The organism is Pontitalea aquivivens (assembly GCF_046507575.1).
GTDB classification, from domain to species: domain Bacteria; phylum Pseudomonadota; class Alphaproteobacteria; order Rhodobacterales; family Rhodobacteraceae; genus Pontitalea; species Pontitalea aquivivens.
On record NZ_JBKFEY010000006.1, the window covers coordinates 97,122 to 118,307 of the forward strand.

19 protein-coding genes are annotated in these 21,186 nt (G+C 65.1%); 10 read left to right on the forward strand and 9 right to left on the reverse strand.

Annotation, left to right across the window (positions count from 1 at the left end):
• The first annotated feature begins 112 nt into the window (after nucleotides 1-112).
• Nucleotides 113-811 carry a spermidine synthase gene (locus ACK8OU_RS09855; protein ID WP_410303210.1) on the forward strand — a complete coding sequence of 233 codons (699 nt, stop codon included), beginning with the start codon at nucleotides 113-115 and terminating at the stop codon, nucleotides 809-811.
• Nucleotides 812-925: 114 nt separating this feature from the next.
• On the opposite strand, the gene ACK8OU_RS09860 is transcribed toward ACK8OU_RS09855, so the two are convergent.
• Entirely contained in the window at nucleotides 926-2,227 is a 1,302-nt protein-coding gene (locus ACK8OU_RS09860) for a nitroreductase family protein (protein ID WP_410303211.1), read from the reverse strand.
• On the opposite strand from ACK8OU_RS09860, the gene ACK8OU_RS09865 reads away from it, so the two are divergent.
• The 5 genes from ACK8OU_RS09865 to ACK8OU_RS09885 all read left to right on the forward strand — a co-directional run bounded on the left by ACK8OU_RS09865 (nucleotide 2,132) and on the right by ACK8OU_RS09885 (nucleotide 6,829).
• A complete protein-coding gene (locus ACK8OU_RS09865; RefSeq protein WP_410303278.1) occupies nucleotides 2,132-2,359 on the forward strand; it encodes a hypothetical protein in 228 nt (75 codons plus the stop codon). The two genes, ACK8OU_RS09860 and ACK8OU_RS09865, sit on opposite strands and share 96 nt — an antisense overlap.
• A gap of 141 nt (nucleotides 2,360-2,500) precedes the next feature.
• Nucleotides 2,501-3,514 carry a TRAP transporter substrate-binding protein gene (locus ACK8OU_RS09870; RefSeq protein ID WP_410303212.1) on the forward strand — a complete coding sequence of 338 codons (1,014 nt, stop codon included), beginning with the start codon at nucleotides 2,501-2,503 and terminating at the stop codon, nucleotides 3,512-3,514.
• Nucleotides 3,515-3,591: 77 nt separating this feature from the next.
• Nucleotides 3,592-4,089, forward strand: coding sequence for a TRAP transporter small permease subunit (locus ACK8OU_RS09875; protein ID WP_410303213.1), 498 nt, complete (start codon nucleotides 3,592-3,594; stop codon nucleotides 4,087-4,089).
• Between the two features lie 33 nt (nucleotides 4,090-4,122).
• The gene (locus tag ACK8OU_RS09880) at nucleotides 4,123-5,433 is read left to right on the forward strand and encodes a TRAP transporter large permease (protein WP_410303214.1); all 1,311 of its coding nucleotides are present in this window, start codon (nucleotides 4,123-4,125) and stop codon (nucleotides 5,431-5,433) included.
• 16 nt (nucleotides 5,434-5,449) lie between these two features.
• Entirely contained in the window at nucleotides 5,450-6,829 is a 1,380-nt protein-coding gene (locus ACK8OU_RS09885; protein ID WP_410303215.1) for an MmgE/PrpD family protein, read from the forward strand.
• Nucleotides 6,830-6,875: 46 nt separating this feature from the next.
• On the opposite strand, the gene ACK8OU_RS09890 is transcribed toward ACK8OU_RS09885, so the two are convergent.
• Nucleotides 6,876-7,907, reverse strand: coding sequence for a replication initiation protein (locus ACK8OU_RS09890; RefSeq protein WP_410303216.1), 1,032 nt, complete (start codon nucleotides 7,905-7,907; stop codon nucleotides 6,876-6,878).
• Nucleotides 7,908-8,522: 615 nt separating this feature from the next.
• On the opposite strand from ACK8OU_RS09890, the gene ACK8OU_RS09895 reads away from it, so the two are divergent.
• Nucleotides 8,523-9,725 carry an AAA family ATPase gene (locus tag ACK8OU_RS09895; RefSeq protein ID WP_410303217.1) on the forward strand — a complete coding sequence of 401 codons (1,203 nt, stop codon included), beginning with the start codon at nucleotides 8,523-8,525 and terminating at the stop codon, nucleotides 9,723-9,725.
• Entirely contained in the window at nucleotides 9,722-10,705 is a 984-nt protein-coding gene (locus ACK8OU_RS09900; RefSeq protein WP_410303218.1) for a ParB/RepB/Spo0J family partition protein, read from the forward strand. Before ACK8OU_RS09895 ends, ACK8OU_RS09900 begins: the two co-directional genes overlap by 4 nt.
• Nucleotides 10,706-10,732: 27 nt before the next feature.
• Here the strand turns inward: ACK8OU_RS09900 and ACK8OU_RS09905 are convergent, their stop codons facing one another.
• Both ACK8OU_RS09905 and ACK8OU_RS09910 read right to left on the reverse strand, forming a co-directional pair.
• Nucleotides 10,733-13,135 (reverse strand): condensation domain-containing protein, encoded by a 2,403-nt coding sequence (locus tag ACK8OU_RS09905; protein WP_410303219.1) that lies wholly within the window; start codon nucleotides 13,133-13,135, stop codon nucleotides 10,733-10,735.
• A 50-nt stretch (nucleotides 13,136-13,185) separates the two neighbouring features.
• Nucleotides 13,186-14,262, reverse strand: a complete 1,077-nt coding sequence (locus ACK8OU_RS09910; protein ID WP_410303220.1) for an NnrS family protein — start codon at nucleotides 14,260-14,262, stop codon at nucleotides 13,186-13,188.
• Between the two features lie 556 nt (nucleotides 14,263-14,818).
• Between ACK8OU_RS09910 and ACK8OU_RS09915 the strand changes: the two genes are divergently transcribed.
• Nucleotides 14,819-15,370, forward strand: coding sequence for a hypothetical protein (locus ACK8OU_RS09915; protein ID WP_410303221.1), 552 nt, complete (start codon nucleotides 14,819-14,821; stop codon nucleotides 15,368-15,370).
• 76 nt (nucleotides 15,371-15,446) lie between these two features.
• Here the strand turns inward: ACK8OU_RS09915 and ACK8OU_RS09920 are convergent, their stop codons facing one another.
• The 3 genes from ACK8OU_RS09920 to ACK8OU_RS09930 all read right to left on the reverse strand — a co-directional run bounded on the left by ACK8OU_RS09920 (nucleotide 15,447) and on the right by ACK8OU_RS09930 (nucleotide 19,226).
• Nucleotides 15,447-15,959, reverse strand: a complete 513-nt coding sequence (locus ACK8OU_RS09920; RefSeq protein WP_410303222.1) for a hypothetical protein — start codon at nucleotides 15,957-15,959, stop codon at nucleotides 15,447-15,449.
• 150 nt (nucleotides 15,960-16,109) lie between these two features.
• On the reverse strand, nucleotides 16,110-18,683 hold the full coding sequence (locus ACK8OU_RS09925) for a hybrid sensor histidine kinase/response regulator (protein WP_410303223.1): 2,574 nt from the start codon (nucleotides 18,681-18,683) through the stop codon (nucleotides 16,110-16,112).
• 3 nt (nucleotides 18,684-18,686) lie between these two features.
• A complete protein-coding gene (locus tag ACK8OU_RS09930) occupies nucleotides 18,687-19,226 on the reverse strand; it encodes a putative pterin-binding protein (RefSeq protein ID WP_410303224.1) in 540 nt (179 codons plus the stop codon).
• A 330-nt stretch (nucleotides 19,227-19,556) separates the two neighbouring features.
• Between ACK8OU_RS09930 and ACK8OU_RS09935 the strand changes: the two genes are divergently transcribed.
• Nucleotides 19,557-20,159: a response regulator gene (locus tag ACK8OU_RS09935; RefSeq protein ID WP_410303225.1), complete on the forward strand. Its 603-nt coding sequence runs from the start codon at nucleotides 19,557-19,559 to the stop codon at nucleotides 20,157-20,159.
• 10 nt (nucleotides 20,160-20,169) lie between these two features.
• On the opposite strand, the gene ACK8OU_RS09940 is transcribed toward ACK8OU_RS09935, so the two are convergent.
• Both ACK8OU_RS09940 and fdhD read right to left on the reverse strand, forming a co-directional pair.
• The gene (locus ACK8OU_RS09940; RefSeq protein ID WP_410303226.1) at nucleotides 20,170-20,373 is read right to left on the reverse strand and encodes a formate dehydrogenase subunit delta; all 204 of its coding nucleotides are present in this window, start codon (nucleotides 20,371-20,373) and stop codon (nucleotides 20,170-20,172) included.
• Nucleotides 20,363-21,184, reverse strand: a complete 822-nt coding sequence (fdhD, locus tag ACK8OU_RS09945; protein WP_410303227.1) for a formate dehydrogenase accessory sulfurtransferase FdhD — start codon at nucleotides 21,182-21,184, stop codon at nucleotides 20,363-20,365. Before fdhD ends, ACK8OU_RS09940 begins: the two co-directional genes overlap by 11 nt.
• Between the last annotated feature and the right edge of the window lie 2 nt (nucleotides 21,185-21,186).

A 21,186-nucleotide genomic window follows, 5' to 3' on the forward strand; every position in this document is an offset into this window, starting at 1 on the left:
GAACAATGTCTGAGGGTTGCCGGATCGCATGAGGCGCATGGCAACCCTGATCTGACATGAACCCCTGATGCCCCCGCCGTCGCGTGGGGCTTGGCTTTTCGCAGGACCTGACATGACTTCGTGGACCACCCTTGCCCGCGCCGGTACGGCGTCGGGAGATGACATTCTTTTGCGCCAGCGCGGCCCGATTTTCGAAATTCGCTATAACGGGATCGAGCTGATGTCGAATCTCAATCACCAGTCCGAGGACCAACTGGCCTTGCGCAGCCTGCGCCGGATAGACTTTCGTGCCCGCAAGATCCTGATTGGGGGGCTGGGCCTTGGCTTCACCCTGCGCGCGGTGCTCAATCTTGCGGCCGTGGATGCCTGCGTCACCGTCTGCGAGCTGATCCCCGAGGTGGCCGCGTGGAACCGTGGTCCGTTGGCGCATCTGGCGGATCACCCGCTGGACGATCCGCGCACCAACCTGCGGATCGAAGATGTGCAGGCGCATCTGGCGCAAAGCGAGGCTGCCTATGACCTGATCCTCCTGGATACCGACAATGGCCCGGATTTTCTGATCCGAACCGAAAACACCGGGCTTTACCAGGACACCGGCCTGGCGATGGTTGCGAATGCCCTGACCGATGGCGGATTGGCGGTCTTCTGGTCGGCCACCGCCTCGCCCGCATTTGAACGCCGGCTTTCTGCCCATCCCTGGGCGTGGCTGCGCGAGGATATTCCTCTGGTGCCCGGGCGGGTCGACGCCATGCATCACATCTACAGCTGCAGCCGCAACGCGGCCGTGCTGGGGCTCCGCCCCGCTGCCTGAAATGGGGTCCCGGCACCGCGCGGGTGCCGGGACCTGCCCGGCGGCCGCCCTCGCGCGCAGTGTTCACCGCCCGCGGGGCTGTGCAACAGGGGTTCATCACGCTGGAGATTGTCCCTACGCGGGCTGCTGCGGAACTTGTGCGCCGTCGTGGGGCCGGGCGCGCAGCGCGATCAGGCGGCGGCGGGCACGCAGCGGGCCGGTGGCCACGGCGGCATCGCCGCCCGCGTCAAGGCCGATGCCCACCTCGGTCTCAATCGCAAAGCCGGCCTGCGCGACCAGATCGCGCAGATCCCGCGCCGCGATCGGCGTGAACGGGCCCTGCAACGGCACCTGGCCCAGCGATTCCACCCGCCGCCACATCCGCCCATAACGCGAGGTCATGTTGCGCGCGCTGATCACCAGCGCGCCGCCGGGTTTCAGCACGCGGCGCACCTCGGCCAGGACCGCGGCGCGGTCACGCAGATGTTCCAGCGATTGCAGGAAAACCACGGCATCCAGACTGGCATCGGCATGGGGCAGGCGCCCGTCGTGCATCAGCACGAAATCGGTGGGCAGGGCCCCCTGCCCTTCCTGGTTCAGCCGTTCGCGGATGAACCGGATGCTGGGCTCGGCCAGTTCGGCCACGTCCAGATGCACGGATGCGGGCAGATGCGCGCGCAACGCGGCGGTCGTTGTGCCGCCCCATGGCGCGATTTCCAGCACACGCGCATCGGCGGGCAGATCGGGCAGCAGGCGCAGTTCCTGCGCCGCGGCCTCGCCCTGACGGCGGGATTGATAGACCCCGGCGGTGGGCGACTTGGCCCAGACCGAATAGCCGCGGAAATCGGTCAGCTGATCCCAGCGCCAGGCATCGGGATTCCATTCCGCATAGGGATTGCGCGCCTTGCTGATCGCCGCATAGGGATAGCTGTCATCGGGCCGGGCGGGATAGATCGTCTGCGCAGGACGCGCGAATCGCCCGAAGGACAGGATGCTGTCGGGGTCACGGCGCGGCGCCTTCATCAGCGGCGCACCCGCGACCGGGCGGCCAATGGCCAGCGCGCCAATCAGTTCGAACACCGGCGGAATCCCCATCATTTCACGCAGGGGTTGATGATCACCGATCCCCGCATTCCAGATCGTGAACAGCCCGCGCAGATGCGCGCTGATCATCATGTGATAGGTCGCTGCCGCCACAGATTGCACGACGGAATGGTTGTCATGCGCCCAGCCCTTTTGAAAACACAGATAGATCAGCGCCGAACAATCCGAGAAATGCGGGTTGCCGCCCGCGATGTCATTGGCCCGGCGCAGATCCCCGCGGTCGGTCAGGACCACGAAATGCCACATCTGCTGATTGCAGGACGACGGCGCCTGCGTGCCATCGGCGACGATCTCGCGCAGGATGTCGGCATCGATGGGCGATCCATCGAACACCCGGCAAGACCGGCGATCGGCAATGCGATCCAGTATCTGCGCTGCCTGAAAAACATTCGTCCGGGGATGATTTTCAGGACTTTGTTCTATTTTCATAATCATGTATCTTTTCCCTCTGTGTTACCGGAATAACTACTATGGAAACTGTTGACAGGGGAAGCCGCTCGTGCAGACTGTTCACAGTTTTCGGAGGGTTCGACCCTGCGAATGCAGGGTGCCGGAACCGGTGCCGACGACAATGAACAACACTGTGACCAATTGGGGAACACGACCATGGCTTTCAACAGGGCACTTCTTGGCGGGATCGCAATCGCCGCTTCGGTCTTCGGGTCTGCGCAAGCCCAGGAATTCCGGCTGAATTTCGGGCATTATCTGAACGATAGCCCCTATCTTGATGTCGAACGCGAATTCGCCAAGGCGATCGAGACCCGTTCCGAGGGCCGCGTGGCCATCAACATCGTTTATTCCGGCGGTCTGGGCAAAGGCGAGGAACTGCTGTCGCTGGCCGGCCGCGGGGCGATCGACATGGCCGCGATCGTGCCGGGCTATTACGCCGATCAACTGCCCTTCGCCCGCGCGGTGCAGGTGCCCTTCGTCTTTGATTCGCCCAGCGAAGCGATTGAGATTGCCCAATATTCCTATAAGGAAATGCCGGCCTTTGCCGAAGAACTGCAGGCCCAGGGCGTGCGCCGGTTCTTCCACCAGCCGCTGGGCTCGTATTACATGACCGGCAAGACCGATGACTGCAAGGCGATCGACGGTCTGGCCAACAAGAAGATCCGCACCTTTGGCGCCGATATTCCCAAAATGATGTCCGCCGTAGGCGCGGTTCCGGTGACGGTCGGCACGGGCGACCTGTTCGAGGCGCTGGACCGTGGCACGCTGGACTATTCGTTCCTGAACCTTGGCAACATCGAGGCGTTCCGCCTGCATGAAGTCGGCAAGTTCAGCTGCGGCCCGGCGCTGTCGATGGCCGGCCACCTGGTCGTGATGAGCGAACGCACCTGGCAGCGCCTGCCCGGGGACATCCAGGCGATCATCCTGGAAGAAGCCGACATCGCCCAGCAGAAATACGTTGAGCTGATCAACACCGCCGAGGCCGCCGCCGGCGAACGCATGGCCGCCGCGGGCCATACGATCATTGAGCTCAGCCCCGAAACGGTTGCCGACTGGCAGGCGAAAACCCCGGACCTTCTGCAGGAATGGGCCGATGGCATGGCCGCGCGCGGCCAGGGTGATGCCGCCGCCGAAGTCGTCGCGAAATGGCGCGAAATGGCGGCCAACTGATCTGGCATGTTGCGGCCGGGCGATCCCCTCGCCCGGCCGGTTCCTTTGACGCGCCCGACCTTGCCGAAAGACATGCAATGAAAAAGCTGATCGAGAAAACCGCGATCCTGACCGTCGCCCTGGGCAGTATCGGCCTGTTGCTGGCGATGTTCGTGGGCGTGGGCGATGTAGTCGGAACGCTGTTCAACAAGCCCATCCCCGGCGCGCTGGAACTGACCGAAAGCACGATGGTGCTGATCGTGTTCGGCGGATTGACCTTTGCCCAGATCCGGCGCGGCCATATCCGGGTGGAACTGTTCTACCTGCGCGCAGGCCCCAGGGTGCGGTCCACCATGGACATCATCGCCGCGCTGAGCGGCATCGTCTTTTTCGGCCTGCTGTCCTGGCAGGCGGTGAATGAGGCGATGTACAGCTGGCAGATCAAGGAAGCCTCGTTCGGGCTGACCCGGTTCCCGCTGTATCCGGCGCGCACGCTTCTGGCCTTCGGATCGATCCTGATGTTGCTGCAACTTGCCGTGGACCTGTGGGAAGACATCCGCGGTTTCGGCAACCCCCGCCACTTTGAAATCGGCTGATGCCGTGTTCTGAACTTATCCGAGGTTTTCCAAGTGCTTGACCCGGCCACCGCCGCCCTTTTCGCCATCGCCCTGGTAACAATCCTGCTGGTTTCCGGCGCCCATATCAGCGTCGGCATGGGCCTTGGCGGGCTGTTGGGAATGTATCTGACCATCGGCCCGCATGCCGCGATGGCGCAGCTTGCAACCGTGCCGTTCAGCACCACAAATTCCTTCACGCTGGCGGTGATCCCGCTGTTCATCCTGATGGGGGCGCTGGCGACACAGGCCCGATTGACCACAGACCTGTATCAGGCCGCCTATAACTGGATGTCGCGCCTGCCCGGGGGCCTGGCGATGACCACCACCATCGCCTCGGCCGCCTTTGGCGCGGCCTCGGGGTCAACGATCGTGAACGCCGCTGTCTTCACCAAGATGGCGATGCCGGAAATGACCAAGCTTGGCTATGACAAAAAGCTGAGCGCGGGCTGCATCGCCGCATCGGGCACGCTGGCCGCGATGATCCCGCCCAGCGTTCTGATGGTGATCTATGCGATCATCACCGAACAATCCGTGGGCCTGATGCTGGTGGCGGGGTTGATCCCGGGCGTCCTGACTGCCTTCATCTTCCTGACCGGCATCTATGTCATGGTCAAACGCCGCCCCGAAATCGCGCCGATGCCGACCGAGATCATTTCGCGCGAGACCAAGATCAAGTCGCTGAAAAACGTCTGGGGCATCGTGGTGCTGTTCACGCTGGTGATCGGCGGCATCTATGGCGGGTTTTTCGTGCCGACCTATGCCGGCGCCGTCGGGGCCTTTGGCGCCTTTCTGATCGTGTTCCTGAAACGCCGCGCCCAGGCCAGCGTGCTGCGCGAAACCTTTCTGGATGCGGTCTATACCAGCGCCACGATCTTTGCCGTGGTGATCGGCGGCATGCTGTTTGCCCGCTTCCTGACCTATACGGGGCTGGTGTCGTCGGTGTCGGGCGCGATGATCGCGCTGGAACTGTCGCCGCTGACCTATCTGCTGGGCTTTGCGCTGCTGTTCCTGGTGCTGGGCATGTTCATCGAGCCGATCGCGATCATGGTGATGACGCTGCCGGTGATGTTTCCGGTGATGACCTCGGTGGGCTATGACCCGATCTGGCTGGGCGTCATCGTCATCAAGATGGCCGAGATTTCGCTGATCACGCCACCTGTGGGGCTGAACGTCTATGTGGTGCGCAGTTCGTCCCCCGTTCCGCTGCGGCTGGAACAGGTGTTCGCGGGCGTCGCCCCCTTCATCCTGATGGAGGTGATCACGCTGGCGCTGCTGATCATGTTCCCGGCGATCGTGACCTTCCTGCCGAACCTGACGCGCTGACCACCCGGAGAGTGCCATGACCGAAGCCGAAGCCCGCGCCGCCGTGACGCGCGAATTGCAGGTGCTGACCCGCTGGACCAGCGCCCTGACCTGGGCGGACATCCCCGATGATATCCGCCAACGCGCCGCGCTGATCCTGGCCGATGATTTCGGCGCGCTGATCGCGGCGCGGGATGAACCCGAACTGATCGCCCTGCGCGCGGGCCTTGCGCGCGCCGCAGGCACCCCCGAGGCGACGGTCTTCGATGCCGCCCTGCCCCGGCAGGATCGCTACAGCGCGGCCCTGTCGAATGGCGCGGCCGCCGACTGGTGCGAACTGGATGGCGGCTATCGGCTGGCGATCTGTCACGCCGGGCTGTATTGCCTGCCCGCGCTGCTGGCCGAGGCCGAGGCCGAACGCCACAGCCTGCAACATCTGCTGCTGTCGCTGATCGTGGGCTATGAAACCGTGGCGCGGGTGGCGCGGTGCTTTGCCTTCCCCGGCCTTGTGATGCATCCGCATGGCGGGCTGGCCACGGTGGGCGCCGCGGCGGCGATCGCGCGGATGCGCGGGCTGGATGCCGAAACCAGCGCCGCCGCCATCTGCACCGGGGCGACGCTGGTTCTGCCCGGGCCGTTTGGCCATGCGGTGGAAGGCGCGCTGATCCGCAACGTCTGGCCGGGGCTTTGCGCGCAAAACGGCATTCGCGCCGCCGATTGGGCCGCGATTGGCGTGACGGGCGGGCCCGACAGCCTGTTTGACGTGTTTTCCCGGATCATGGGCGCCACCGCGACGCCCGCGGCGCTTGGCGGCGATCCGGGGCAATCCTGGGCGATGCGGGACGCCTATCACAAGATGCACGCCTGCTGCCAATATGCCCATTCCACGGTTGAGGCGGTTCTGGCCGCGCTGCGCGATGCCGGCCCCGTAGCGCCCGATCAGGTCGCCGCGATCGACATCGCCACCCATTGGAAGGGCCGCAAGCTGGACAACCCCCAGCCCGCCACGACGCTGGCCGCCAAGTTTTCGATCCAGCATATCGCCGCCGCCACGCTGGCCTTTGGCCATGCCGGGGCCGCGGCGTTTCATGCCGATACCCTGCGCGACCCCGCCTTGATGCGGCTGCGCGGGTTGGTCGGCATCAGCGCGCATGAACCCGAACAGCCCTGGCCCCACGACCGCCCGGCCCGCGCCACGCTGCGCCTGACCGATGGGCGCGAACTGATCGGCGAATGTCTTAGCGCGCCGGGCGGGGCCGATCTGCCCTATACCCCCGACCAGATCGCGCAAAAGGCGCTTGGCCTTCTGGTGCCACTGCTGCCCGGCGCAAAACGGGTGATTCCGCAGGTTCTGGCGCTGGATGAGGCGTGTCTTGCACAATCCTGGCCCGAATTGCTGGCGGATTTACGCGGGTAAATCCACAGGTTAGCCGGGGCGCCGCGAAAATTGCCAATTGGCAATTTCAGATCGGATTCGCCTCGGCAAACTTGCGAAAGAACGCCAGGAAGGCCCGGTCCGGGTCATCCGCAGGCGGTTTTCCGGCCGACCAGGCGCGCCATTCGCCTTCGACAAAATAGATGTCATAGCCCGGGTGGCGCAGACGCGCGGTTTCATAGGTTTCGGTGCGCAGCGCCGCGCCGCGCGCATCCAGCCAGGCGGGCCGGGGCGCCACATCGGGCCGCGCCCCCTGCCCCGCCAGCTTTTCCTCGCGCCCTTCGGCGCGGACGCGGCGGCCCACCTTGGAAAACTGCAACGCCCGATCCGCCGCGCCCGAGGCATCGCCATCCTTGCGCCACCAGCGCAATTCCACATGCGTCACCGCGCGCCCCGTCTTGACCGGGTCGATTTCCACCAGAAAATCCGACAGCGCGTTCACCTCGGCCACGGCGGGGTCGATCGCCCGCAGCTTGAGGTTGGACCAGCTGGTCAGCTTGCCCTTGGGCACGCCCAATACACCGCGCAAGGAATCCAGCGTGAACCGTTCCGACGCCTTCCAGCGCAGGTTGCCGCGCTTTTGCACCATTTCATACAGCGTCAGCGCGTATTTTGAGGACAGGGCAAACATCACCTCGCGCTGCAGGCGGGCAAAGACCTGCGAATTTCGGATGATCTTGCGCAGCCGGGCGGGGATTTCATATTCCAGCATGCCATCGGATCGCAACCCTTCCAGGTTGCCGCCCAGCAGCTGCACCCGTTCCACCGCCGGTTCACCGTCCCAGGTCACCGCGACCTTGACGATCGCCGACATCAGCCGTTCCAGGCTTTCGCCGATGCGGTCGTTGGAATTGTGGCTGCCGCGCAGCGCGGATTTGGCGATGACATGGGTGACCGGCTTGTCGATCGCCTCCCACGCATTTTCCAGAAGCTGGTTATAGATCCGCCGGTCGGCCAGGGTCAGGGGGGTGACCTCGATCAGGTCGACCAGCTCGCCGGGCTTGATCAGGCTTTCGGCGTTTGGCTTGGCGTCTATGGTGCGGTATGATTTTTCAGCCATGCTCAGCCTACCCCGTTCTGCTTACTTTTGTAGTTTTGGCTGTGTAAGATTTCAACCCTTCATCGGGGTATCCACCCAAAAGGTAAGAGTTTGCCGAAAGCAGCGTTCGCAGGTGATTCGCAGGGGTTTGGTTTCAAAGGCTTTTTCGCCGTGCTGTTGGACCGGATCGGCGCCCACCCAAGACGTAAGGTTTCAGACCCACCCGAATCGTAAGGCCAGATCGCCCGATTCGTAAGGGATAGCCGCCCGAAAGGTAAGCCTACCCCACCCGGAACGTAAGCGCAGTTGCGGAATTTGTATGTGTTTCAAGACATTGGTCAGGATGAACACTGAATCTATAAGAATCTGAACTTCAGGTTTGTTTTTTTATCCACAGGATTTCGGATTGGTTTACACGGCCCTGGTCGACACCGAATCAAACCCTTACGAATTGGGATGGGTTGGGACAGTTTTCACCGCCTGAAGTCCGGCGATAGGGGGTATTGCCACGGATGTTACGGAATACAGGCCCCCTGCCCCAACTTCCGGTTTTTTCGCGGATAGACCCGCCAAATCCGAACTTTACCTGACAGGCCGAATGTCGCATGATTCCGCCAGCATCAGAACGGAACATCCATGGATACCACCGTAATCCCCCCCGTCAGCCTTGAAGAGCTGTCCCTGCTGACCCGCCGCGCCTCAACCGTGATCGAGCGGCTGCGCGAACGCGTCTTTGCCCCCGGCACGCAAAAACGGCTGGAACTGCGTTTCAACGTGCGCACCGCCGCCGAAATGGTGGGCCGCACCGAAAAAGCCATTCGTGACGCCGAGGCCGATGGCCGCCTGCCCGACCCGGAAAAAGACGCCGAAACCGGCCGCCGCCTGGGCTATTCCCTGGCTGAGGTGAACCGCATGCGCGAAGTGTTCGGCACCCTGCCCCATCGCGCGCCCGATGATCCGCCGCTGATCATGGCGGTGCAGAATTTCAAGGGCGGGGTTGGAAAATCGACGCTGGTGACGCATCTGGCGCAGTTCTTCGCGCTGAAGGGCTATCGCGTCTGTGTCATCGATTGCGACAGCCAGGCATCGACCACGGCCGTCTTCGGCATGAACCCGGATGTGGATGTCGACGAAGAGGAAGATACCCTGTATCCCTTTTTCCGGCATGGCGGGCCCAAGACGCTGCATTACGCGCTGCGGGCAACCTATTGGCCCAATATCGCGCTGATCCCGGCCAACCTTGGCCTGTATGACGCCGAATATGAATTTGCCGCCCGCATGGCACGCGAACCGACCTTCATCCTGGATCGCCTGCGCGAGGGGGTCGAAACCATCGCGGATCAGTTCGACATCATCCTGCTGGACCCGCCGCCGGCGCTTGGGATGCTGTCGCTGTCGGTGCTGCGCGCGGCCAATGCGCTGGTGATCCCGACGCCGCCGAACAACATCGACTTTGCCTCAACCGCGCATTTCCTGAAGATGATGGAGGCCACGCTGGGCGAACTGGCGCTGCACGGGGGCGCGCGGTCTTACAGCTTCGTCAAGATTTTGGCGACAAAGATGAACGACCAGAAATCGGCGCATGTGGCGATCAAGCGGATGATGGATGCGGTGTTTCCGCAGGATATGCTGAATGCCGTTCTGAAAGACAGCGCCGAGATTGACAATGCGACCGCGAACCTTTCGACGGTTTACGAACTGACCGGGGCCGCGACGCGGACCGAAACCCATCGCCGTTGCCGCGCCTATCTGGATGCGGTGGGGCGTGAAATCGAACTTCTGGCGCGCAAGACATGGCCCAGCCATCACCGCGCGCTGCGCAAGGAGGGTGTGCTGTGAGCAAGCGCCACGATGCCATTTTCGACGATGTTCTGAAGGATATTGCCGCCGATCCGGCCCCGGCGGATGACCGGGCCGGAACGCGGTTCCTGAAACGGTCCAACGCGCTGGCCGAGGCGGGGACCCGCGAAGAAAAGGTGCTGCGTTGGGTGGACCCCGCGCAATGCGTGATGTGGGACCGTCACAACCGCGCCTATGACCTGCTGACCGAGGACAACTGCCGCGACCTGATCGACAGCATCAAGGCGCAGGGCCAGCAGGAATTTCCCGCCATCGTGCGCCGCCGCGAAGGCCCCGGCGCGGAATATGAGGTGATCTGTGGCGCGCGGCGGCATTTCGCGGTGTCCTGGCTGCGCGCGCATAACTATCCGCAGTTCCGCTATCTGATCGAGGTGCGCGACCTGACGGATGAAGAGGCCTTCCGCCTGGCGGATATTGAAAACCGCGACCGCGAGGATCTGTCCGATTACGAACGCGCGCGCGATTACGCCCATGCGCTGGATCTGTATTACGGCGGCCGGCAAAAGACGATGGCCGAACGGCTTGAGGTGTCCGAGGCCTGGTTGTCGCGCTATCTGCAGCTGGCGCGCCTGCCCGAGGCGGTGGTTGCGGCCTGGTCCTCGATCCGTGAGGTGAAGGAACTGCACGCCCGCGCGCTGAAACCCTTGCTGGCCGATGATGATGCCGCCGAACGCGTGTTGCACGAGGCTGCGGCGATCGCCGCCGAACAGGCCGCGGCGCGGGCGGGGCAGGGGGCGGCGGTGCCCGGCCCCAAGGTTCTGGCGCGGCTGAAGACGGCGGGCGAAGGGCCCCGCCCCAGCCGCCCCGCGACGGTGTTCCGTCGCGCGCCCGAAGAATCGGGCGTGATGATGAAAAAGCGCGGACACAAGATCACGCTGGAATTTTCCGACAACCTGTCCGAGGCCGCTTTGCGTGCCGCTTTCGACCAGTTCTTCGCGGCGAAATTCGGCAAGAAGTAAAAAATTGCCAATTGGCAATTTCCAGGATCAGGCGCGCGGGATGCGCCTGATCCGGTCGCCCAGAATACGGGACAGACGCTGAAATCCCTGGCGCAGAACCGCATCGCCATGCCAGCCGGGAATGTGGAACACCGCCGTATCGGCAGGCAGGCGGTCGCCCCATCCGTAAAGATCGCGCAGCACATCGGGCAGGTTTTCATCGGTGCGGATCACGATGGTGCTGCCACGATAGGGCGGAAAGCTGTGGTCGCGGGTCAGCGTCAGGAAATGGGACACCAGGTCGTCGATCAGGCGTTCGGCATCCGTCACCGGCGGGGCCAGATTCAGGCGGCGCAACAGGGCGGCGGGCAGCCGGCTGGTCAGCGCCAGATCGCGCCAGCCGATCTGGCCGCGCAGCTTTTGCCGCAGGTTATGCCCGATCCGCCGCAGCCGCCGTCTTTGCCGCCGCAGCCAGCGGACCCGCGCGGGGATGGCGGCGCCTGCATCGGGGGCCCAGCTGTCGATCAGCACCAGATCGTGGACATCGGCGCCATCGGCGGCCAGCGCCTGTGCCGTGGCCAGCGCCACCACGCCATCGACGCAAAGCCCGATCAACACCAGCGGGCGGCCCGGGTAGCGGGCGGAAATCAGGCTCTGTGCCGCCTCAATCACCGCAGTCAGGCCCTGATCGGCCTGTGCGTGCATCGTGGCGCGGTCGGGCACGGTCAGGCAGGCGATGGTGCAATCAGGCTCTATCCCACGGATCAGAGACTGATACAGAAGCGGCTGATTGACCGCGACGATCACCGGCGCATGGGGCGCGCCGGGGCGCAGTTCGAACAGATCCCACAGCGTCTGGGCGGGCGCGGGCACGCGCGCGCGGGTCAGTTCGGCCAGCAGGCCATCCAGTGTCGGGTCGCGCAGGAAGGCGGCGATGGCGGGGCGGTGGCCGAAGGCCTGTTCCACCCGCGCCAGCATCCGCAGCGCCAGAACCGAATGCCCGCCTGCCTGATAGAAATCGCCACTGATCCGGTCCGGCGGCAGGTTCAGCAGATCGCCCCAGATCCGCGCCAGTCGCGTGCGGTCGGCATCGGGGGCAGGGGGGGCTGGCGCGGGCGTGGCGGGCAACAGCGGCTGATCGGGATGCGCCAAAGCCTGTGCGAAACACTCAAGAACACTGTCAGCCAGCGATTCAATCCGGGCCGGATCGTAAAGCGCGCGGTCGTAATCGACCACCAGGGTCCAGTGGCCCCGCCGACCGATCAGGTTGATGCCCAGATCGCCCTGAATCCCCGGCGCATGTGACGGGGCCGAGGTCAGGGTGAAAGGGCCGTAATCGGTCTCTTCCATAAAGATCTTTTGCATGTTGAAGGTGATCGCGGTCAGCGGCCGGCGCAGCGGGTCGCGGGCGGGGTTCAGCGCGCGGACCAGCAGGTCAAAGGGGAAATCGGCATGTTCCAGCGCGCCTTGTACCACCGCGCGGGTGTGACGCAGGTTCTGCGTGAAACTGTCGCCCGGCGCCAGATCCAGCCGCAGGACCAGCGTGTTGATGAACACCCCGATCAGCTGTTCCAGATCGGGTTCATCACGGCAGGCGGTGGGGGTGGCAAAGGATATGTCGGTGCGCCCGGTGGCCCGTGCCAGCGCCGTGGCGGTGACGGTGGCGGCGATCATGAAGGCCGAGGCATCCTGCGCGCTGCCAAGCCGTTGCAGGGCGGCATCAAGCCCCTGGGGCAGATCACGGCGCACGGCGCCCGCGCGGCGCTGCGGATCGGCGTGGCGGGGGTGATCGGGGGGCAGTTCGAAATAGGCCATCCCGCGCAGCTGATCGGTCCAGTAATCCTGTGCGGGTTGCAGGGCGCCGGTTTCCAGCAATTCGCCCTGCCACAGCGCGAAATCGCCGTATTGCAGGGGCAGGTCGGGCAGGTCGGGGCTGTGGCCTGCGTCCATCGCGGCGGCGATGGTGCCCAGTTCGCGGCCCAGAACGCGGATGGAAAAGCCGTCAAAGACGGTGTGATGCGCGGTGATCAGGATTTCGGCCTGGTCGTGATGGGTCTGCACCAGCGCCACGCGCAGCAGTGGCGGCTGGGTCAGGTCAAAGGGGCGGGCGCCCAGTTCCTGCGCGATGGCCCGGATGCGGGGTTCATGTTCGGCCGCCGGCAGCTGGCGGATGTCGACCACATCCAGCTTGAAGGTGGTCTGGGCCAGAACCTGCTGGCACAGGTCGCCCCCCTGGTCGATCAGCCGGGTGCGCAGGATTTCATGGCGCGCCACGATCGCGCGCAGGGCATTTTCCAAAAGGCTTGCATTGAACCGCCCGGCGATGTGCCAGCGCACGGCGATGTTGTTGCCGGGGTCGCCCGGGGCCAGCTGTTCGGCGAACCAGAAACGGCGCAACGGGAAAGAGGGCGGAAACTGCCCAAGGATCTTTGGGTCCTGCACTGCGGTCATGGCGCTTCCCCCGGGGCTGGATCACTGCGGGCCGTCGTCGCGTTGCCTGGTCAGTGTAGCGCGCCTGGGGGGGGCGGCATAGGAAAAGATCGCGCCGCACTTAGCACCGGATGCGGGGTGGGGTGGGGCAGGGCGGCGGCATGGACCGACAGGAACAGCGCCCAGGCGCCCGACCAGGCCAGTCCTGACAGGGTCAGCCACGGGTTGGCGGGGTCCAGTTCCGCCGCCACGCGGGCCAGCGTTGCCGCCCCGATCAGCGCCAGCGCAAGCCAGTGGCGCCGCCGGGGCCGCAGCCCCGCGCCGGGGGGGCGGTGCATGGTGGTCCGGGCGGCAAAGGCCAGGATCATCGGCCCCATCGCACCCAGCGTCAGCAGGTGCAGCGCCGCCAGCGGCGGCAGGGCATCAACACGACCCGCCGCGATGCCGCACAGCCCCGCCGCCAGCCCGGTATAGGCCAGGCCCAGCATCCGGTTTGCGGCATCGGTCGGCGCGCCGGGGCGGATGCCGGGCCAGGCGCGCCACAGCACCCACAGCGCCGCCAGAACCAGCCCGGCAAGGCCGCCGGGGCCGTTCAGCCCCAGACCCGCCGCCAAGGCCGCCAGGCCGGGCCAAAGCGGCCCCGTGGGGCGCGGTGGCAGGCCCCGGCGCTGCCGGTCGGTGGCCAGAAAGGCGGGGATCGCGCGCCCGCCCACGAACAGGATCAGCGCGGCCATGGCCAAGGCCAGCGTCTGGGGCGGGATGTCGGCGGCGGGCAGGGCGGCCTCGGCCAGCGTCAGGGCCAGGGGGGCGGCGGCCACGGGCAGGCGCCCCCATCGCCGTGCCACCAGGACCGGCCACAGCACCGCCAGCGCCACCGCCAGCGCCGGGGGCAGGAAGGCCAGCGGCTGATCGGGCAGGCCAAGCGCCAGCCCCCGCGCGGTCAGCCACAGCACGCCCAGGGCAAGGGCGGGCAGGGCGGGTTGGCGCCCCGTCCAGGCGCGTTGTGCGGTCAGCACATAGCCGGTCACCGCGCCGCCGCCAAAACCGAAGATCCCCAGTCGCAGATGCACCATGCGCGGGTCATCCAGCGCCAGCAGCCACAGCCAGGGCAGCCCCAGCGCGATCAGCGCCGCAAGTGTGAAGAACACCCCCGCCGGATGCCGCGCAAGGGGGGGCTGGCGGGGGGGCGGGGGGCAGACAGGTGGGGACATCGGGGCGCAATCGGTCATCGGTGGCGCCTGTTCTGGCAGTTATGGCCCCGGGTGACTTTGATATTTGTCAAACAACCACAGGGAGAGTATATCCTATGATGGTGCAATGCATCCTTAGGTATATTTGAGGCTACGTCTACACAATCGGTTAACCTTAAGCGCCTTTGAGCAACTCTGCCGTGCGACATAGGATGAAGTTCAGACCAAAAGTTTTGGGCGCTGAGATGGTGGATGGATACGAGTATCTCGCAAGGGGCGTGGGGCCGGGCAAAGACCGGGACCAGACCGGGCGCAGGGACAGCGCAAATGCGCCATTGGCCAGCCCCCCGGAAACGCCGCCCAGATGGTTTGACGATCTTGCGAGTTCCGGCTGGTGGCTTTTGCCAGCAGGCATCGTGGGTGTGCTGTGTTGGGGAATCGCGATCTGGCTGGCGTTGTTCTGATGCCACAGGTCGTCGAGGGACAGGAACGGGAAGTCCGGAAGGGGCCGAACATGAACATTGAGCTGCTTTTGAACCGCATGCCTTCGGACGGGCCCCTGATGCTCAAGGCGCATCGCACGCCGGGGCCGGGTTTGCCGCTGCGGCTTGATCCGGTGCTGGTCTTTGCCGCCGCAACCGCGCCCGTGACCTATGAAATCGAAACGATCCGCCATCTGGGCCGTGATGTCGCGCTGTGCACCGATCTGCGCCGGTTCAACAATCTGGTCGGCTCGCCCAGCCGGGTGTGGTCGCTGCTGTTCATCGAGATCGAGGGGTTTGGCGGCATTTCGGCGGTGCTGGACAAGCTGCGGATCCTGCGGCTGGAACGGCCGGATTTGCCGGTGGTGATGGCGTCCACGCGGATGCGGGCGCATGATCTGTCGGTCGAACGGCTGTCGATCTGCGATGTGTCGCTGGCGCTGCCCGCGGATGCGGCGGATGTGAACGTGGCGCTGCAAAAGGCGCGGGTGAACAATTTTGCCTGGCAGATGCGGCAGATGAACATAGTGGAAGGTGAGGCGGTGGTGCCCGAAGATACGCTGCTTCTGGCGCAGGGGGCCTGACGGGCCGCTGCCTGCCCGCACGGATGCAAAGACGCCCGGATGTCGCCATCCGGGCGTCTTGCTTTGGAAGCGGGGGTCAGTGGCTGTGAAAGGCGCGATTGGCCAGCGCCGCCTGCAGGCCCAGGCACAGCGCGGTGCGGGTCAGCGGCGCGCGCAGCGCGGCATCGACCGAGGTCGGGTCGGGTGCCTCAAAGCTGGCCGGATCGGTGGACCCGGACAGGCAGATCAGCGGCACATGGGGGACGGCATCGCGCAGGGCGCGCAGGGTGGGGTCCTGCGGGCCGGTGGCGCTGTGGCACAGAAGGATGGCGGGGCCGGACCGCGCGGCGGTCAGTGCCTGATCCGGGGTGGCCACGGACAGGACGGTGCCGCCCAGGGCGCCGGCCCAGGGACGGATCTGCGCCACCATGGCGGGGGTCAGGTCCAGGCAGATCAGCATCCGCCCCAGCAACAGGTCGCGCGGCACCAGCGTATCGGCCTGTGGCGGTGCCTGTGGGGGCAGGGGGCGGACGGCGGGCCGGATCGCGCGCGAAAACAGCGCGCGCAGATCGGGCAGAAGGGGGCGTCCGTGTTTGCTGATGGCGATCATGGCGCACTCGGGGATCAGATGACTTTACGTTATTTTAATGGTTCCGGGGGGCGAATGCGCGGGCGCGTCCGAGAGGCCGACACGCCAAAGGCGAATGAAATAGAGCGATAAAATATGCGAAAGGATATGTACCGATCCCTTTGGTCAGGATCAGCCTGTGGCGCAATCGCGGCGCCAGTCGGCCACGGCGCGGCGTGTCTGTTGCCAGATTTCGGGCAGTTGCGCCAGAACCGGCGCCAGGGCATCGGCATCGCCGGATTGGGCCAGCTGTTCGGCCCGGATCAGTTCGGCGCGCAGGTGGGTCAGCCCGAAGGTGGCGGCAGACCCCGCCTCTTTATGCGCCCGCTGGGCCACGCGGTCCAGGTCCAGCAACGTGCTGTCGGTGGTGGCCAGTTTGGCAAAGCCGCGGTCAGCCTCGGCCAGATAGTTGTCCAGAAGCCGCGCAAAGCGGTCAGAGGGCAGGGTATCGTGCATTTCCTGCAGATGTGCGGCATCCAGCAGGGGCGTGTCGGGCGCGGCGGGGTCATCGGTCCCGCAATCGCCACAAATCCGCGCGATCGCGTCACGCAGCCTGGTGCGTGAGATGGGCTTGACGACGACCTCGGCCATCCCTGCCTGCTGGAACTGTGTGCTGTCCGAGGCATGGGCGGTCAGCGCCGCCACCGGCGTGGCCCGGTTCGGCCCCTGCCCGTTACGGATCGCGCGGGTGGCGGCGATGCCGTTCATGCGCGGCATGCTGATATCCATCAGGATCAGGTCAAAGTGCTGCGTCTGGGCCAGATCGACGGCTTCCCGGCCATCATGCGCCTCGGTCACGGTATGGCCTTCGCGCTGCAGCAATTCGCGCAGGACCAGGCGGTTGACGGGATTATCCTCGGCCATCAGGACGGACAGCTGGCGGATCGACTGTGCAGAGGCCGGGCTGGCCGGTGCGGGTTCGTCGGGTTCGGCCGCCAGATCGGTCAGCGGCACAGTCAGGGTGAAGGTGCTGCCGATGCCCAGCTGGCTTTCCACCGTCAGGTTGCCGCCCAGCTTGCGCGCCAGCCGCCGTGCGATGCCAAGGCCCAGCCCGGTACCCCCGGCGGTGCGTTCATAGGATTGGTCGATGGTGACGAAATCGCTGAAAATGCGGGTGATATTGGCCTGGCTGATGCCGATGCCGGTATCGGCCACGGCGATGCGATAGGGGCCGGTCGGGTCGGGGCGGTCCAGCGTGATGGTGATGCGGCCGTTGCTGGTGAACTTGTTGGCATTGCTGATCAGGTTGAACAGGATCTGGCGCAGCCATTTCGGATCGCTTTGCACGCGCCGGTCCTGGCCCAGGTTGTCGACCACCTCAATCCGGTTGTGGCGCGCCTGCGCCAGCCCGTTCTGGTTTGCCGCCACCTCACGCACCAGCGTCTGCAGGCTGAGCGGCATCGGATTGGGGGCCATCGTCCCCGAATCGATCTGAGAGATGTCCAGAACGTCGTTGACATGTTGCATCAGGAATTCGCCGGACGCGCGCATCACCTCGGCCAGGCGGGCCTGTTCGGGGGTCAGGTCGGTATCTTCCAGAAGCTGCAGCGTGCCCAGAAGGCCATTCAGCGGCGTGCGGATTTCATGGCTCATGACCTGAAGCATCGCCTGCTTGGCCTTTTCCCCGGCGATCGCCCGGTCGCGGGCCTGCCGCAGTTCATTTTCCCGGTCCAGCCGTCCGGTGATGTCGCGGGCGAAGGCGACATAGCTTTCGCCCTTGCGGTCGGGCAGGGCATTGATCGCGAATTCGATCGGGAATTGCCGCCCGCTTTTGTGCCGGGCCATCATCAGGCTTAGTCCGGTGCCGCTCAGGTTGCGCAGGCTGTCGACGATGGGTATCGCTCTGGTCTGTTCGACCTCAAGCAGATCGGCGGGCATTCCCAGCGCCTCGGCCCGGGTATAGCCATAGATGCGTTCGGCGGCGGCGTTGAATTCGGCGATGCGGCCATCGGCGTCGACCTCGACCACCGCATCCAGCGTATTGGCCAGGATGGTGCCGATGCGTTCATGCATCATCCGCTCGGCCCGGGCGCGGGCGGTGTTGATCGCCGACAGCCGCGCCAGAATGGCCACCGCCAGCAGCAGGAAGATGACCAGCGCCACCGTCAGCACCGCCAGATCGCGCAGCGTCGTGACAAAGTCGGCGCGGCGTTGATCCGCCAGCGCCGAGGACAGCTGAATCCCGGTCAGCGCGATGGTGCGCACCGCGGGGCGGATCGCGGTGGTGGCCAGTTCCAGTTCGTGCAGTTGCAGGCGGAATTCGTGGTCGGGCGCATCCACCATGGGGGCCGCGTCGTGCAGGAAGCCCGTCACCTCATCCAGGGCGTGGGCCACATCGCGGCCTTCGCGCAGCGGCGCGTGCAGCGGGCTTTGCGACAGGATCATGATCCGGCTGTAGAAGATGTCAAAGCGCAGCCGGACCTTGCCCAGATCCATCGCCGGGTTTTCGCGCGCTTCATGCAGGGCCAGCTGCAGCGAAATCAGCTCGACCTCGGTCTGGGCCAGGTTCCACGGCACCTTGTCCGATTCCGCCGAAGTCTTGACGTCGATCTGCTGGGCCACGCGTGAAGCCAGAAAGATCGACACGGCGATGCAAAGCCCCACCGCCGCCGTGACCAGCGCAAAGTAAAGGCCGCTGCGGTTCAGGCTGCGCGCCAGTCGTCCCAGAACGCGTCGCTGCCCGGCGCTGATCTGCCCGCCAAACATGCCCTATGGCTTTGCCGTCATGCGGACCAGTTGCCAGATGCTGCGGGCATAGATCGCTTCGGTCTGGTAATCTGGATTGGAATCATAGGGATAGATGATCCAGAGCGGGCCGTTCCCACGCACCGTCATTTCCCTGCCATCGCGGCGGAAGGCGATGATCGGGCCGCCGTCGACCGCATCGCTGACCGGGATGGCGACACCGTAATCATTGGCGGCGATGGCCTGGATCTGGCCGGTGCGGATGTCAAGCCGGTCCAGCAGCGCGCGCAGGGGCACGCCTTCGAAACGGATCACCCCCCGGGTCCAGAGCGTCGAGGTTTCCACCACGACCGTGCCAAGCGATTCCAGCATCGCCAGATCGAATTGTGCCGCGCCGGGGGCATTCGTCACGCCAATGGCACCATCCACCGTCAGGACCACGCGGCCCGTCGGTTGGGACAGATCCGCCGCGATTGCCGGCGCCGCGAAAAAAGCAAATAAAGCCAGCAGGACAGGGGCACAGCGCCTTGTGAACGGGTCTGTCTTGGGAAATGCGAACATCATGCAGCAACTCATCTGGAACGGGGCCGGGCGCGGGATCGTGCCGGGCATGGTGCATGTGAATATCTGCGGCTGTCTTTCGAAAATCCATAGTCTCTTAAGGATAGTAGATGATCTACTGAAAACCATATGTATACGAATTCTGCCTAACCTGAGCGTGGGCGAACCGTTACGAAACCCTGAATTGCTGATACTTTCGTGTACTGTAACGATGAAAAAGATCATCCCGATGTATTCTGCGGTGGCGCTGGCTGTGCTATACCACAAGTTGAACAGGGGGACCGATCTGCCAACACGGGAAACGGGCAGTTGTACGATACGGCTGGGAAACTGATGAAGATACTTGTTGCCGACGATCACGGACTGGTGCGCGAAACGATCTGTGCCTTCATTGAGACGCAGGAAGGTGCCAGCGTCGTGCAGGCCAGCAATCTGCAAGAGGCGCTTGACCGGATTGATGATGCCGGCCCCTTCGACCTGGTGTTGCTGGATTACAAGATGCCGGGCATGGACGGGCTTGCGGGACTGGAACGTGTGTTGGCGCACAGCGGCGGGCGGCCGGTGGCGCTGTTGTCGGGCAACATCTCGCGCGCGACGGTCGAACAGGCGCTGACGGCGGGGGCGGCGGGTTTTGTGCCCAAGACGCTGGCGTCTAAATCGCTGTTGCAGGCGCTGCGCTTCATGATCGCGGGCGAAAAATATGTGCCCTTCGATTTCATGCGCCAGCCCGATGCGCCGGCGGATTCGCAATTCACCCCGCGCGAAATGCGCGTGCTGCAGGGGATTTGCGAAGGCAAGGCCAACAAGGTGATCGCCGCCGATCTGGGCCTGCAAGAGGTGACGATCAAGCTGCATGTGAAATCGGTATGCCGCAAGCTGGGCGCGCGCAACCGCACCCATGCCGCGATGATCGCGCGCGACCTGCGGCTGGTCTGAATCGGCGCGATCAGATCGAACTGGCGGCCTGGACCACCAGATCATCCAGCCCCGTGCCCCCTTTGGCGACATGGTCGCGCAGTTGCTGGCGCATCCGCGGTTCCCAGAAGTCGCGCAGATGGGCGGCCACGCGGTCGCTGGCATCCGTCCCGGGCTGCGATTTGAAGAAGATGGCGATCTGGTTCGCCATATGGACCATTTTTTCAGGCGACATCGGGGATCTCGGATGTGATGCGGTGGGCGTGGGAATAAATGTCAAAGCCCTCGCCCCGCGCAAAGGCGACAAGGGTGATGCCCGCACCCTCGGCCAGACGCTGGGCATGGGCGGTCGGGGCGGATACGGCGATCAGCATCGGGCAGCCGGCCAGCGCGGATTTCTGCACCAGTTCCACCGACAACCGGCTGGACAGCACGAAGGCGCCGGTGCCGGGGTCAAGCCCCTGTCGCGCCATCGCGCCGATCAGCTTGTCCAGCGCGTTGTGGCGGCCCACATCTTCGCGCAGCAACAGCATTTCGCCATCCGGGCGCAGGAAGCCCGCGGCATGGGTGGCGCGGGTCTGGTCATAAAGCATCTGGCCCGCGCGCAAGGTATCGCCCGCGCGCGCGACCGTGGCGCGGGCAAAACGCGGGCCGGGGCGGTCGATGCGGGGCAGGGGGCGCAGGGCCTGATCCAGACTGTCGATTCCGCACAGCCCGCAGCCCACCGGCCCCGCCATGAACCGCCGCCGCGCCGCAAGTTGCGCGCCGCGATCGGCGGCCAGCCACAGCCGCGCCTCGATGCCCGCGTCATGGGTGACCTGTTCGAAATCGCGGATCTGCGCCAGATCGGTGACGATGCCTTCGGACAGGGAAAATCCCACCGCGAAATCGGCGATGTCGCCGGGGGTGGCCATCATCACCGCCTGGGTCGACCCGTCATAGACCATGGCCACGGGTACCTCTTCGGGCAGGGCGCGGCGCAGGGGCATTGCCGCCCCGGATCGGTGCGCGGTGCCGGAAACGCTGCGGGCGGGGGGCAGGGGCATGG